This is a genomic window from Agrobacterium genomosp. 13 str. CFBP 6927, from assembly GCA_900012615.1.
Lineage (GTDB): Bacteria > Pseudomonadota > Alphaproteobacteria > Rhizobiales > Rhizobiaceae > Agrobacterium.
In genome coordinates this window covers 287,979-301,581 of the sequence record LT009756.1, presented here as the reverse complement: position 1 = coordinate 301,581, position 13,603 = coordinate 287,979, and the positions used below count along the sequence as shown (strand labels likewise).

14 protein-coding genes are annotated in these 13,603 nt (G+C 58.9%); 2 read left to right on the top strand and 12 right to left on the bottom strand.

From position 1 onward, the window contains the following. Positions 1-33: 33 nt before the first annotated feature. Complete coding sequence (def, locus tag AGR13A_RS01505; RefSeq protein WP_080833277.1) at positions 34-546, bottom strand: peptide deformylase; 513 nt, start codon at positions 544-546, stop codon at positions 34-36. A gap of 149 nt (positions 547-695) precedes the next feature. Between def and AGR13A_RS01500 the strand changes: the two genes are divergently transcribed. Together AGR13A_RS01500 and AGR13A_RS01495 are read left to right on the top strand one after the other, a co-directional pair. After that, positions 696-1,889 (top strand): DNA recombination protein RmuC, encoded by a 1,194-nt coding sequence (locus tag AGR13A_RS01500; protein WP_167377370.1) that lies wholly within the window; start codon positions 696-698, stop codon positions 1,887-1,889. A 53-nt stretch (positions 1,890-1,942) separates the two neighbouring features. Next, the gene (locus AGR13A_RS01495; protein WP_080836416.1) at positions 1,943-2,842 is read left to right on the top strand and encodes a ribokinase; all 900 of its coding nucleotides are present in this window, start codon (positions 1,943-1,945) and stop codon (positions 2,840-2,842) included. 12 nt (positions 2,843-2,854) lie between these two features. Here the strand turns inward: AGR13A_RS01495 and trmB are convergent, their stop codons facing one another. The 11 genes from trmB to AGR13A_RS01440 all read right to left on the bottom strand — a co-directional run bounded on the left by trmB (position 2,855) and on the right by AGR13A_RS01440 (position 13,588). Beyond that, the gene (gene trmB / locus AGR13A_RS01490) at positions 2,855-3,553 is read right to left on the bottom strand and encodes a tRNA (guanosine(46)-N7)-methyltransferase TrmB (RefSeq protein ID WP_035219189.1); all 699 of its coding nucleotides are present in this window, start codon (positions 3,551-3,553) and stop codon (positions 2,855-2,857) included. A 172-nt stretch (positions 3,554-3,725) separates the two neighbouring features. Continuing rightward, positions 3,726-4,988, bottom strand: a complete 1,263-nt coding sequence (metK, locus tag AGR13A_RS01485) for a methionine adenosyltransferase (RefSeq protein WP_035219191.1) — start codon at positions 4,986-4,988, stop codon at positions 3,726-3,728. Positions 4,989-5,178: 190 nt separating this feature from the next. Beyond that, positions 5,179-5,598, bottom strand: coding sequence for a helix-turn-helix domain-containing protein (locus AGR13A_RS01480; RefSeq protein ID WP_035219848.1), 420 nt, complete (start codon positions 5,596-5,598; stop codon positions 5,179-5,181). 134 nt (positions 5,599-5,732) lie between these two features. Then, a complete protein-coding gene (gene lnt, locus AGR13A_RS01475) occupies positions 5,733-7,322 on the bottom strand; it encodes an apolipoprotein N-acyltransferase (protein WP_080833274.1) in 1,590 nt (529 codons plus the stop codon). Positions 7,323-7,532: 210 nt separating this feature from the next. Further along, a complete protein-coding gene (locus AGR13A_RS01470; protein ID WP_035219194.1) occupies positions 7,533-8,672 on the bottom strand; it encodes a hemolysin family protein in 1,140 nt (379 codons plus the stop codon). A gap of 15 nt (positions 8,673-8,687) precedes the next feature. Then, entirely contained in the window at positions 8,688-9,194 is a 507-nt protein-coding gene (gene ybeY, locus AGR13A_RS01465) for an rRNA maturation RNase YbeY (RefSeq protein WP_035219195.1), read from the bottom strand. Positions 9,195-9,204: 10 nt separating this feature from the next. Beyond that, complete coding sequence (locus AGR13A_RS01460) at positions 9,205-10,260, bottom strand: PhoH family protein (RefSeq protein ID WP_035219197.1); 1,056 nt, start codon at positions 10,258-10,260, stop codon at positions 9,205-9,207. 40 nt (positions 10,261-10,300) lie between these two features. Continuing rightward, complete coding sequence (gene miaB, locus AGR13A_RS01455; protein WP_080833272.1) at positions 10,301-11,704, bottom strand: tRNA (N6-isopentenyl adenosine(37)-C2)-methylthiotransferase MiaB; 1,404 nt, start codon at positions 11,702-11,704, stop codon at positions 10,301-10,303. Between the two features lie 65 nt (positions 11,705-11,769). Beyond that, complete coding sequence (locus tag AGR13A_RS01450) at positions 11,770-12,564, bottom strand: lysophospholipid acyltransferase family protein (RefSeq protein ID WP_080833270.1); 795 nt, start codon at positions 12,562-12,564, stop codon at positions 11,770-11,772. 30 nt (positions 12,565-12,594) lie between these two features. Beyond that, a complete protein-coding gene (locus AGR13A_RS01445) occupies positions 12,595-13,023 on the bottom strand; it encodes a Fur family transcriptional regulator (protein WP_035219202.1) in 429 nt (142 codons plus the stop codon). 70 nt (positions 13,024-13,093) lie between these two features. After that, positions 13,094-13,588, bottom strand: coding sequence for a GNAT family N-acetyltransferase (locus AGR13A_RS01440; RefSeq protein WP_035219205.1), 495 nt, complete (start codon positions 13,586-13,588; stop codon positions 13,094-13,096). Positions 13,589-13,603: the final 15 nt, after the last annotated feature.

Sequence of the window (13,603 nt, the reverse complement as noted above, 5' to 3'; positions counted from 1 at the left end):
TTTGCCGCTCCGTCTCCAGATAAGGAGAACGGATCAGACCTTTGCGCGGGCCGCTTTCGTGAATTTCTTGATGACCATGTCGCGCTTCAGTCGCGAAATATGGTCGATGAAGAGAACGCCGTTCAGGTGATCGATCTCGTGCTGCAGACACGTCGCCAGAAGCCCGTCCGCCTCGACGGTCTGCTGCTTGCCGTCACGGCCGACATATCGCACCGTCAAGGCTGCGGGGCGCTCGACTTCGGCGTAATAATCGGGAATGGAGAGGCAGCCTTCCTCATAGGTCGAAATATCGTCCGACACCTTGAGGATTTCCGGATTGATGAAGACGACGGGGGCCTTTTCCTCGCCTTCACGCGCAACGTCGATCACCAGCATGCGGCGCGCCACGCCGACCTGAATGGCGGCAAGGCCGATGCCCGGCGCATCATACATGGTTTCCAGCATGTCGTCGGCGAGGCGTAGCACTTCGGCATCCACCTGTTCGATGGGCTTCGATTGCTGGCGCAGCACGGGATCGGGCAAAATGATAAGCGGTTTGATAGTCATGGCTTCCCATAACGTATCTCTTGCGCCGAGGAAATAAAAAACACGCAGGCCAAACCGGCACCTGTCGCCCGTTCCGTCGGACTCATTTCCGCCGCAGGAATGTTCTTGTTTTGATCTTACGAATCACAGGAAATCTGCTAGATTTAGACATGGGTATAGATTTCTCCGTTCTCCTCGATCCAGCATTGCGGGCCGGTTCCGTCGACATCAGCTTCGGCGCGCTGCTTGCGGCCCTGGTTTTCGGCCTGGCTGCCGTCTGGATGACCACGAAAAGCCGCGAAAAAAAAGCGCAGGCCGATGGTGAAACCTCCGACCTCCTGAAAACGCAGGCCGAGCTACACGGCCGGATCGCCGCAATGGCAGAGACGCTCGGCACACGCCAGAGCGAGATGAGCCAGACACTCAACCAGCGCCTCGACGGCATGTCGCAGCGGCTGGGTGAAACGCTGACGGAACAGACCCGGTCGACGCATGAGAATCTGAGCCGCCTGCAGGAGCGCCTGGCAGTCATCGACGCCGCGCAGGGCAATATTCAGGATCTGGCCAAGGACGTAGTCGGTCTGCAGGCGATCCTTTCCAACAAGCAGACGCGCGGCGCTTTCGGACAGGCACGCATGGAGACACTGATCGCCGATGCGCTACCCGCTGGCGCCTTTCAGCTTCAGCCGACGCTGTCCAACGGTTACCGGCCAGACTGCATCATCAAAATGCCGAACAACGCCCCATCGCTTGTCATCGACGCCAAGTTTCCGCTGGAGGCGTGGAACGCGATCAAGGCTGACGAGTCGCCGGAAGCGAAACGGGCCGCCACCCAGCAGTTTCGCCGGGATATGGAAGTGCATATCCGCGACGTGGCCGAGAAATATCTCATTCGCGGCGAAACGCAGGATACGGTCTTCATCTTCGTGCCTTCAGAATCGATCTTCGCCGATATTCACCAGCATTTCGAATATCTGGTGCAACGCGCCCACCGCGCCCGCGTCGTCATCGTTTCTCCATCACTGCTGATGCTTTCGGTGCAGGTCATCCAGTCCGTGCTGAAGGATCAGCGCATGCGCGAGCAGGCGCATCTCATACAGGGTGAAGTGGCTCTGCTCATGGACGATGTGCGGCGGCTGGATGATCGGACACGCAAGCTGCAGGCTCATTTCGGGCTGGCGCAGAAAGACGTCGACATGATGCTGATCTCCTCCGACAAGGTGCTGGCGCGTGGCCAGAAGATCGAGGGGCTCGATTTTTCGTCGGCGGAAAAAGAAACTTTACATGGGGAAATCGAGCAGGCGCGGCGCTTTGCTGAGAACAGGGCGGGAACGACCAAGTTGCGGGTGGTTGACGACGAGTGATGCCCTCGGGCAAAGTCGCCGCCTTGCTTGAATTCTATACGGACATGCCCCCCATGATTACTGTTTTCGGCTCCATCAACATGGATCTCGTCGCCACCGCCAAACGGCTGCCCAAACCCGGTGAGACGGTGACGGGAGAGAGCTTCGCCACCGCAGCAGGCGGAAAGGGAGCCAATCAGGCGCTTGCCGCAAGACGCGCGGGCGCGACCGTCAAGATGGCGGGCGCTGCAGGCGACGACACCTTTGCCGCACCGGCGCTGACATTGCTGCGCGAGGCCGGCACCGACCTGTCACTGGTCAAGACCGCACCGGGCCCGACCGGAACTGCCATGATCCTTATCGGCGAAGGCGGTGAGAACATGATCTCCGTCATTCCTGCCGCCAATGGTGAAGTTTCAGCAGCCGATGCGGCCAAGGCCGTGGCCGAAATGTCAGCGGGCGATATTCTGATGCTGCAGTTCGAGATACCCGCGCCCGCCATCGAAGCGGCGCTGACGGCCGCCAAGGCGAAACGCATCACCACCGTCATTAATACCGCACCGCTGACTGCTGACGGGCCGCGCCTTGCCGGACTTGCCGATATCGTCATCGCCAATGAAACGGAATTCGAGCTGCTGATCGGCAAAAGCGGACTTTCCGGTTCCGAGCGGGAAAACGAAATCAAGGCCCTGCATGAAAAGAGCGGCCAGACATTGATCGTGACGCTTGGTGCGGACGGCGTGATCGCCATTCGCAACGGCAAGGTTTTCCGGGCGTCCGGCCTCAAGATCGAACCGGTCGATACCGTCGGCGCAGGCGATACCTTCTGCGGTTATCTTGCCGCCAGTCTCGACCAGGGGATGGATTTCGAAAAGGCGCTGAAACGCGCCGCCGTTGCTGGTTCACTCGCCTGCACCCGCGCCGGCGCGCAGCCGTCCATTCCAGTCGCCGCCGAAGTGGACGCCAATCTCTGAGGGTTTCGGCCGTCAGGTGCGAATGAATGTGAGATAGGCCGAGCTTCGGCCTTCTCTTTTCGCCTTGTTCTCATAACGCGTGCCCGGCCAGTTGGCATAGGGTGTGCGCCAGTCGTCAGCGCTCGTCGCTGTCCACTCGAAACCGCCATGGCGGGCGCAATGCTGCAGCGTCCAGTTGATGTAGGTATCGATATCTGAAGCGAAGCAGAACTTGCCGCCGGGTTTCAGAACGCGATGGAAGCGGGCAAGGTTGACGTCAGACACGAAGCGGCGCTTCCAATGCTTCTTCTTGGGCCAGGGATCGGGGTAAAGAAGATCGATGTGATCGATTGATCCATCCGGCAGCCAGTCCAGCAATTGCGTTGCGTCATCGTCGTAGAGGCGGATATTCATCAGCTCGCCTTCACGTACGCTCGCCAGCAACTTCGCCATGGAGTTGACGAAGGGCTCGACACCGATGAAACCAGTCTCGGGGTTTTCAACCGCGCGGTGGGCAAGATGCTCACCACCGCCGAAACCAATCTCCAGACGAACCGATTTCACATCCGCAGGGAAGAGAGCAACGAGATTTTGCGGCGGGGCGCTTTCCAGATCGATTTTCAGCAAGGGCAGCAGATTTTCGATCGTGTCGATCTGCTGATTGCGCAGGGGCTTGCCCTTGCGCCTGCCAAAAAACGCTTCCGTCGCGCGCGAACGCCGTTCTTCCGTCATGTCATACTCTCAAGAATAAATAGACTTAACCCGCACAGCGCCACATGAGGCACTGTGCGGGTTACAAAAGGTTGGTGACGGTATCTCTCAATCGCCGTCAAATAACAAGGGCGATATCCCGTGCACGCATTTTCCGGACGTAAACCCGCTGCGCGGCTTTACTGGAAATGCTTCAAGCGCTCAAAGCTTCCTTGAGCGGCTTCACCAGATCGAGCTTCTCCCAGGAGAAGGAGCCATCGCGACCTGCCTTGCGTCCGAAATGGCCGTAGGAGGAGGTCTTGGCGTAGATCGGCTTATTGAGATCGAGATGGCGGCGGATGCCCGACGGTGACAGGTCCATGACCTTGCGGATAGCGCCTTCGACCTGGTCTTCGCTGACCTTGCCCGTGCCGTGCAGATCGACATAGATCGACAGCGGCTGGGCGATACCGATCGCGTAAGCAATCTGGATGGTGCAACGATCGGCAAACCCGGCGGCCACAACATTCTTGGCGAGATAGCGAGCGGCATAGGCAGCGGAACGGTCGACCTTGGTCGTGTCCTTGCCGGAGAATGCACCGCCGCCATGGGGCGCAGCGCCGCCATAGGTGTCGACGATGATCTTGCGGCCCGTCAGGCCGGCATCGCCATCGGGACCACCAATGACGAACTTGCCGGTCGGGTTGATGTACCATTGGCAATCGTCAGCGATCTTCAGGTCACCCAGAGCTTCGCGAATATAGGGCTCGACGACGGCGCGAACCTTCTTCGAATCCCAGCTTGCATCGAGATGCTGCGTGGACAGAACGATGGATACGGCTTCGGCGGCCTTGCCGTCGACGTAACGAACGGTCACCTGGCTCTTGGCGTCCGGTCCGAGCTTTGCCGCTTCGCCTTCACCGCTTTTACGGGCGGTTGCCAGCAGCTGCAGGATACGGTGGGAATAATAGATCGGAGCCGGCATCAGGTCCGGCGTTTCCTTGCAGGCGTAACCGAACATGATGCCCTGGTCGCCGGCGCCCTCGTCGCCCTGCTTGTCGGAAGCATTGTCAACGCCCTGCGCGATGTCAGCCGACTGCGGATGCAGGAGAACGTCGATCTTGGCGGTCTTCCAGTGGAAACCATCCTGCTCATAGCCGATGTCGCGGATCGCCTTGCGGGCGGCGGACTTGAACTTCGAGGGGTTGATGACCGGATGGCCAGCGGCGTCCTTGAGAACCTTGCCGTCCTTGTCCTTCTTCAGAAGCGTATCGGGAACCCGAACCTCACCGGCGATAACGACGCGGTTGGTGGTTGCAAGCGTCTCGCATGCGATGCGCACGGTCCACGGGTCGACGCCCGTCTTGGACGCTTCACGGTAAATGAGATCCACGATTTCATCGGAAATACGATCACAAACCTTGTCCGGATGACCTTCAGCCACGGACTCGCTGGTGAACAGATAATTGGCACGCATGCGGGATTCCCCTCAAAGAATGGTCTTGGAGTTTGTTAGTCATTTCGGCCATGAAAAACAAGGACACAACCACATAAATATATCTTTATGTGAGAATTCCTTTCTAATCTGGCACAAAAAAACGGTCCTTGCGGACCGTTGAGTGCCCGGCATCCTGTGCCGGAAATTTAGTGTGTCACGCGGGCTCGCCCTACTCCGCGTCTCCCTCGGCGGCCAGCGCCTTGACGAGGTCCACGAGGCGACGGCGAACCTTCGGGTCGGCGATTTTGACAAATGCGCGGTTCAGCTGCAGACCTTCAGCCGAGGACAGGAAATCGACCACGTAGTTTGAGCTCGACGCTTCCGCCATGCCGGGAGCACCGCCAACCTGATCGCCGGGTGCATCTTCGAAGAAAAAGGAAACGGGCACGTTGAGGATGGCCGAAATATTCTGCAAGCGACTGGCGCCCACGCGGTTCGTGCCTTTTTCATACTTCTGGATTTGCTGAAAGGTAATTCCAAGACTTTCACCCAGCTTTTCCTGGCTCATGCCCAGCATGGTTCTGCGAAGTCGAATTCGGCTTCCGACATGAATGTCGATGGGGTTAGGCTTTTTCTTATTTTCGGTCATCATGCGGTCCTGACACTCGGAAAGGGTTGATATCTCGCTTCATTACTCACTCGAAGAAATGATCCGGCATTTCGACAGCGTCCAAACTTGTTTTACGACTGACGTATTCACTATGCAATTGTGGGGGTTGCTGGTCAATTCTGGCGCCGCGCAAAACTCCAGGCAGTCGATACCGCAACCATCAAAAGAATTGAAAAAATCAACCAGAAATACGTCCGATGTATGTCGTAAGTAAATGCGTCGCTTGACCCACCACTCAAAGTGGCGTCAACAATTCCGACCCGCCCGTAGTCCAATCCAGCGATAATGCGGCCATAGGGGTCTATGACGGCGGAAATTCCGGTATTTGCCCCGCGAATCACCGGCACACCCGTTTCGACGGCGCGCACTCTGGCCTGCAGAAAATGCTGGTACGGGCCGGGCGTATCGCCGAACCAGCCATCATTGGTCACGTTCAGGATCGCGGCCGCCCCCTTCAGGCCCGGCGTCATCTCACCCGGAAAAATGATCTCGTAACAAATCAGCGGATAGAAGGTCTTGCCGGAAGGAAGCGTCAAGGGCGTGCGCGAAGACGCCGCTGAGAAGCCGCCGGGCAGGCTGATGACATTGTCGATGCCGAATTCCCGCAGGATGCCTTCAAAGGGGACATATTCGCCAAAGGGTGTGAGATGAACCTTGTCGGTTGCGCCGATAATCTCACCCTGGCTGTCAATCGCGTAGACCGAATTGTAATAGCGCGGTGGCTTGCCTGCCCCCTGATCTTCCATTCTGACTGCGCCGGTGAACAGGACCTGCCCATCCTCCAGTGTCCTGGCAATTTCCGCCAGGGCGTCCGGGTTTTGCGTCAGGATGAACGGTACGGAGGTCTCCGGCCAGACAATGATGTCGGGGCGTTTTTTCCCTTCACCGGGCGGCAGGCCTGTCAGTCGCAGATGCTCGGCAAAAATCTCCGCACGGTCGGCGTTCAGCATTTTGCGGGACTGGTCAATCGAGGGCTGTACGATCCTGACGGTCAGCGCATCCGCCGGCGTTTCGGCCGGTGCCTGAAGACGGTAAAAACCATAACCGAAATGACCAGCCAACAGCAGAGCCGCCACAATGAGGCCCGGCCACATGCCTTTTTTCGTACCGATCAAGGCGGGAGCAGCAAAGATGAGAACGGCAAGCGTGGTGACGCCGAAAAGACCCAGCAGATACGCCGACTGCATCATGATCGGCACGGGCATGATGCCATAACCGATAGCGTTCCACGGAAAGCCGGTCGCGAGAAAGCTGCGCAGCCATTCCGAAAGGCCGAATGCGGCAGCAAGGGCCGCGATGCGGCCGAAACCATCTGACCAGACGATATTGGCGATCGCAACCGCAAAACCGTAAAACAGCGCCAGAAAAGCCGGAAGGCCTAGGATGGCTAGCGGCAGCGCCCAGGCGAATTCGTCGGCTTCCAGCAGGAGCGCATTGCCGAGCCACCACAGGCCCGCCACGAAATAGCCCAGCCCAAAACACCAGCCAATGCCGAAAGCCGGCATGATACGGCTGAAGATGCCGCCGCCCGGCTTGCCGGTGCAGCCATCGATCAGCCAGACAAGCAATGTGAAAGACAAAAACAGCGCTGCGAAAAAGCCGAACGGGGGCAAGGCCAGTGCACCGACCGCGCCAGCGGCAATTGCCATCGTTGCCCGGCTTATGCCACCGGCCAGCATCACCCTGCCTGCAAGACGCTCCATACCATCTCCGTTTTATGCGCGTCTGGAAAAGACCGTTCCCGGCAAGGCCGCGCCGAGAAATTTTCCCTCAGATCCGACGTAAAGGAAAAAAGATTCACAGTCCACAGGAGCGGCAGCGGCAGCAACACCATACAGTGCTTTGGCCCCGCAAACCGTTGGATTAGTGCAGTTTTGAGGTAGCGGCGACGGAGAACTCCCCGTCTGCCTTGCTCAGTCGACGTTCTGCTGGTGCGTGATGAGGCGAACATCCGGCGCCGGCAGCGCAATCACCTCATTGGCTTCGCCCGGAGCACGATCATCCTGCCCTTCCGAGCCGTGATCCCGGACGATGCGGACTCCCTTGATACGTCTTGTATCGGCATCGAGGATCTGGAACTCGAAACCCGGTACCGCTCTCACCACCTCACCCTTGGCCGGAATGCGGCCGAGCGCAAAGAAGATGAGACCACCGAGCGTATCGATTTCCTCCAGATGTTCGCGGACATCGAATTCCGGGCCGATCGCCTCGGCAAGCTCCGTCAGTTCGGCGCGGGCATCCGCCACGAGCACATCGGCGGAAAGGCGCGAGAACATTGCCTCGTCCTTGTCGTGCTCATCATCAATATCGCCCACGACCATCTCGACGATGTCCTCATGGCTGACGAGGCCATCCGTGCCGCCATATTCGTCGATCACGAGGGCGAGCTGCGTCCGCTGCGCCTGCATGGTCTTCAGGAGATCGGAGGCCAGCATCGAGGGCGGCGCAAAAAGGATTTTCCGCACCAGCCCGGCATCGGCAACCGTCTGTTCCAGATCGACGCGGGCAAGGTCGAAATTCGGTCGCGGCGAACGCGTCGCTTTCGTCTCGCCGTAAGCAACGCTTCGCGATCCCGCCCGGCGTTTGTTGCGGGCCTGCTTGGCGACATAGGCCAGGAGATCGCGGATGTGGATCATGCCCTTGGGATCATCCAGCGTCTCGTCATAAACCGGCATGCGGGAGCGTCCGGTTTCTTCAAAGAGAATGAGGGCGTCGCCAATCGTCATGTTCTGGTCGAGACCGTCGATATCGACCCGTGGGATCATGATATCTTCGACCCGGACTTCCCGGAAACGCAGGATATTGTTGAGCATCGCCCGCTCTTCGGGCGAAAAGGCGGCACCGATTTCAGTGTCGTCCATTAGCGCGTCGGTCAAATCCTCGCGCAGGCGCTCGCCCTGTGACGGTTTCAGTAACCGCGCGATGCGCGACCAGATCGTCGATCTCGGCTTTGCAGTGAGGTCGTGACGTAAATGACTACTGCCCTCCTCCGAGGAGGACTGCTCGCCGTTTTCTCTGCCCTCATTGGCAGGTCGTGCAGAATGTTCGTTCATGGCTCCAGACAATATTCAAAGCGGTTCCTGTCCCGCGTAAGGATCAGATAGGCCAAGCACCGCCAAAATGCGAGTCTCAAGCGACTCCATTTCTTCCGCTTCTTCTTCGTCCATGTGGTCATAACCAAACAAATGCAGGAAACCATGAACGAGAAGATGGGTCAGATGATCCTCGAAACTCTTGTCAAGTTCAAGGGCCTCGCGCTCAACCGTCTCGCGTGCGATGACGATATCGCCCAGCATCGGGCCGGGCATACCGCCCGGTTCCAGCGGAAAAGCGGGGAAAGACAAGACATTGGTCGCCTTGTCCTTGTCGCGCCACTCGGCATTGATTTCCCGAATATTTTCATCGTCGGTAAAGACCAACGACAGCTCCACCGGCATTTTAGGGAAGGGTTGTTCCTCTTCCCGCTTCAGAAAATCGACCGCCGCGTCCAGCACCTTGGTGGCAAAGGCAGCCAAGTCCTCTTCCGAGGACCAGCCTTCGGCCTCGACGCTGATTTGAATATCCAGAGCTGTCATTGTCTTTACGTCAGTTGCCCTTCACGAGGCTTTCATCCGGTACAGCCGTGTGGGATTCATAGGCCCGGACGATACGCGCTACCATCGGATGACGCACGACGTCGACATCCTTGAAGCGCACGACCGACACGCCCTCCACATCGGTGAGGATTTGCAGGGCCTCGACAAGACCGGATTTCACGCCGCGCGGCAAATCCACCTGGCTCGGGTCACCCGTCACGATCATGCGGCCGTTCTCGCCCAGACGGGTCAGGAACATCTTCATCTGCATGGTCGTGGTGTTCTGGGCTTCGTCGAGAATGACGGCGGCGTTGGCAAGCGTGCGGCCGCGCATGAAGGCCAGCGGCGCGATTTCGATGACACCCGCCTGAATGGCGCGTTCCACCTTGTCACCCGGCATCATGTCATAAAGCGCGTCGTAAAGCGGGCGCAGATAGGGATCGACCTTTTCCTTCATGTCGCCGGGCAGGAAGCCCAGGCGCTCGCCCGCTTCGACGGCGGGGCGCGAGAGGATGATGCGGTCGACCGCACCACGCTCCAGAAGCTGCGCCGCATGCGCCACGGCAAGATAGGTCTTGCCGGTGCCAGCAGGGCCGACACCGAAAACCAGCTCGGACTGCTCGAGCGCCCGCATATAGACATCCTGCGTCGGCGTGCGGGCAGCGATGGTCTTCTTGCGGGTGGAAATCTGCGCCATGGAAATCTTCGCCTTGCGTTCCATCGTCGGCAAGGTCAGCTGATCGTCTGCCGCCATGGCCATGCGGATCGCGCCTTCCACGTCGGAAACCTCGGCGGTTCCGCCCTTGAGTAGCCGTTCGTAAAGGAAATCCAGCGCGCGACGGGCTTGATTGGTGGCGACCACATCACCGGTGATGGCAACCGAATTGCCGCGCGGGCGCGCATCGATATTGAGACGCTGTTCCAGCAATTTGAGGTTTTGATCGAACTGACCGAATAGCTCTCCCGCTATCCTGTTATTCTCGAACGTGAGGACGAAGTGATTGGCGTCGGTCGCGGCTTGGCGTGGCTGGCGCGATGAAGGTGATACCAATTCATGTGCGTTCAAGCGGTCAGGCTCCTGTCCCAATCAGTGTCGGCTCCTCACTCTAACTCCCTGCCACCTCGGCAAACAAGCTGTTTGGACCCGTTGCGGTGATTCGTACATGAACAATGTCACCGATTTTCAAAGTCTTTGCATCAAGATTCACGGATTGCAGCCAGGGAGAGCGACCTATCAACTGTTCAGGCATGCGGCCGGGCTTTTCCAGCAACACATCCATGGTCTTTCCGACCAGCGATTCCGCAAATTCCTTCTGCTGCCGCAGCAACAGGGCCTGCAATCGTTCCAGCCGCTCGGCCTTCACCTCTTCCTCAACCTGATCCGTAAGGTCAGCCCCCGGCGTACCGGGACGGGTGGAATATTTGAAAGAGAAGGCCTGCGCGTATTTCACCTGCTCGACAATCGCCATTGTATCTTCGAAATCGCGATCCGTTTCACCGGGGAAGCCGACAATAAAGTCCCCCGACATGGCGATATCAGGGCGGGCGGCGCGGATTTTTTCGATAAGCTGGATATATTCCTCACCCGTATGACGACGGTTCATCGCCTTCAGGATGCGATCCGACCCGGATTGCACCGGCAGATGCAGGTAGGGCATCAGGATGCGCAGATCGCGATGCGCGCCGATCAGGCGATCATCCATGTCGCGCGGATGGCTGGTGGTGTAGCGAAGCCGGGCGAGACCCGGAATCTCCGCCAGCCGGTAAAGCAGCTCAGCCAGACCCCATTTTTCGCCCTTCGGACCTTCGCCCTGCCAGGCATTGACGTTCTGGCCGAGCAGCGTGATCTCGCGCACACCGGCATCCACCAGCTTCATCGCCTCATCGACGATCTGGCGAACGGGGCGCGACACTTCCGAACCGCGCGTATAGGGCACGACACAGAAGGTACAGAACTTGTCGCAGCCTTCCTGCACCGTCAGAAACGCCGTCACGCCACGCGTGCGCAGCGTCGCCTTTTCGGCGACCGGCAGATGCTCGAACTTGTCCTCGACCGCATATTCCGTCTCGATGACCCGCTCGCCGCCGCGTACCCGCTTCAGCGCTTCCGGCAGGCGGTGGTAAGTCTGGGGGCCGATGACGACATCGACGGCGGGCGCGCGGCGAAGAATTTCCTCGCCTTCGGCCTGCGCCACACACCCGGCAACGCCGATCATGAATTCGCGGCCCTGCTCTTCCCGCGATTTTTTCATGTCGCGCAGACGGCCAAGCGCCGAATAGACCTTTTCAGCCGCTTTTTCGCGGATATGACAGGTGTTCAGCAGAACCAGATCCGCCTCGCCCATATCCTCGGTCTGAACGTAACCATCCTTCGCCAGCGCGTCGCTCATGCGAACGGAATCGTAGACGTTCATCTGACAGCCGTAGGTCTTGATAAAAACCTTGCGGCTGTTCGAACCCTCGCGGGCTATCAATTGGGGGGCGTCGAGACTGATGGTTTCCTGGGTCATGGCGGCTATCTAGTGTTTTTCACGGCCAGATTAAACAGAAAAATGCCGGAAAAGCTATGATCTCGCTATTTCCGCCAGCCACCGCGCAGGCTGAAGGCCAGCATGAAACGGATGGAAGCGGCGATATCGGTCGCAAGGCGCTTGCGGTTATCCGTGCTGTGGAACGGAACGCTGTCACCGAAGGTCACATCGACATCGATGGCGCCTGCCCTGATGACGCCAAGCAGATGCGGCACCAGCGTTATGCTGCCCGGCCAGGCGGCAATGATCCGATGATAACGACCCATGGCCATGCCGTGTACCCGCGTATAGGCGATGGCGACCGGCTGCACGTAAACCAGCTTGCCCGGGACCTGCTCGGCCGCCGTGGAGGCCGCGCCGAACAGCGAGGATTTGACGGCGAGCATGCGGTTGCCGTCCGAAGTGGTACCTTCGGGGAACAGGACGACGATCTCGCCATCGGCCATGCGGCTGGCAATCTCACCAACCTGCTCGCCGGTGCTGCGTTTCTGTTCTCGCTGGACGAAGATGCTTTTCTGTAGCCGGGCGAGCCAGCCGAAAACCGGCCAGTCCCTCACCTCCGTCTTGGCGATGAACACGACATCGGCAATACTGCCGAGAACGAGGATGTCCTTCCACGAGGCGTGGTTGACCGCCAGCATCAACGGTTTTGCCCGCTCCACATCACCATGAACATGCACGCGAATGCCGAGAACACGGCAGGCGATGCGATGCCAGATGCGTGGAATGCGGCGGCGAAGCCGCCAGTCGAAGGCGAGGCCCAATAGTTGCAGCGGCAGCAATATGAGCGTGACGATCAGAAGAACGACCGCGATATAGGCTGCTCTGAGCCACATCATGATTGGAACGCCCGTCTGTTCACCGGCGTCTCAGCGTTCGCCGGGCTTTAACGGCACGCCGTAAAGTTCCAGCCGGTGATCCACGAGCTTGAAGCCGTGTTCGCGGGCGATCTTCTCCTGGAGGGCCTCGATCTCGGCGGAATGAAATTCGATGACGACGCCGTTCTTCAGATCGATCAGATGATCGTGATGTTCCTCGGGCACCGTCTCGTAACGCGAGCGGCCATCACGAAAATCGTGACGCTCGATAATGCCGGCGTCTTCGAACAACTTCACCGTTCTGTAGACGGTGGAAATCGAGATGCGCGGGTCCACGGCGGAGGAACGGCGGTAAAGTTCCTCGACATCGGGATGGTCGGCCGATTCCTGCAGGACACGGGCAATGACGCGGCGCTGGTCCGTCATCCGCATGCCGCGTTCGGCACAAAGCTCCTCCAGCGTTTTCGAAAGGTCTATCACGTCTTCTGGCCTTTTGAGTATTCCGGTTGAATTTTGCGGCTTTCGCCGAAAAAATGCCTGTCGCAGGGAACTAGCGAAGATCGCGGCGCATGACAAGCGCCGTCGACTTGGTTCCATCCTTGGCGGTATAATAGGCCTTGCGCTCCGCGACTGTCTTGAAGCCGAGCTTTTTATAAAGCCCAAGGGCGGAAGCGTTGCTGTTGTCCACCTCAAGGAACATGGTTTCCGCACCGCGCATCATCGCTTCGCGAATGGCCGACTGCATCAGACGCCAGCCGAGGCCAGCGCGCCCGAACTTGTCGGCGACGGCGACGGTGAGAATTTCCGCCTCACCCGCCACTTCGCGCGCCAGCACGAAGCCACCGAGCGGCCTGCTGAAAAATGCGTTGGTCTGACGGGCGACGGCACCGAAAACCGACCCCTGCGTCAACAGGCCGGAGAACTCGCCGTCATTCCAAGGGCGCGGAAAGCGCAGCGCATGCAGCTCCGCCACCGCGCCGCAATCCTCATGCTGCATCGGCACGATTTCGAAATAGGGCTTCCAGCTCAGATAATCATCAAACATAGCAAGGATCGGGCA

What these genes read in the sequence shown, in the direction of transcription:
- def (WP_080833277.1), bottom strand. Translation starts at nt 546, where the DNA reads ATGACTATCAAACCGCTTATCATTTTGCCCGATCCCGTGCTGCGCCAG.
- AGR13A_RS01500 (WP_167377370.1), top strand. Translation starts at nt 696, where the DNA reads ATGGGTATAGATTTCTCCGTTCTCCTCGATCCAGCATTGCGGGCCGGT.
- AGR13A_RS01495 (WP_080836416.1), top strand. Translation starts at nt 1,943, where the DNA reads ATGATTACTGTTTTCGGCTCCATCAACATGGATCTCGTCGCCACCGCC.
- trmB (WP_035219189.1), bottom strand. Translation starts at nt 3,553, where the DNA reads ATGACGGAAGAACGGCGTTCGCGCGCGACGGAAGCGTTTTTTGGCAGG.
- metK (WP_035219191.1), bottom strand. Translation starts at nt 4,988, where the DNA reads ATGCGTGCCAATTATCTGTTCACCAGCGAGTCCGTGGCTGAAGGTCAT.
- AGR13A_RS01480 (WP_035219848.1), bottom strand. Translation starts at nt 5,598, where the DNA reads ATGACCGAAAATAAGAAAAAGCCTAACCCCATCGACATTCATGTCGGA.
- lnt (WP_080833274.1), bottom strand. Translation starts at nt 7,322, where the DNA reads ATGGAGCGTCTTGCAGGCAGGGTGATGCTGGCCGGTGGCATAAGCCGG.
- AGR13A_RS01470 (WP_035219194.1), bottom strand. Translation starts at nt 8,672, where the DNA reads ATGAACGAACATTCTGCACGACCTGCCAATGAGGGCAGAGAAAACGGC.
- ybeY (WP_035219195.1), bottom strand. Translation starts at nt 9,194, where the DNA reads ATGACAGCTCTGGATATTCAAATCAGCGTCGAGGCCGAAGGCTGGTCC.
- miaB (WP_080833272.1), bottom strand. Translation starts at nt 11,704, where the DNA reads ATGACCCAGGAAACCATCAGTCTCGACGCCCCCCAATTGATAGCCCGC.
- AGR13A_RS01450 (WP_080833270.1), bottom strand. Translation starts at nt 12,564, where the DNA reads ATGATGTGGCTCAGAGCAGCCTATATCGCGGTCGTTCTTCTGATCGTC.
- AGR13A_RS01440 (WP_035219205.1), bottom strand. Translation starts at nt 13,588, where the DNA reads ATGTTTGATGATTATCTGAGCTGGAAGCCCTATTTCGAAATCGTGCCG.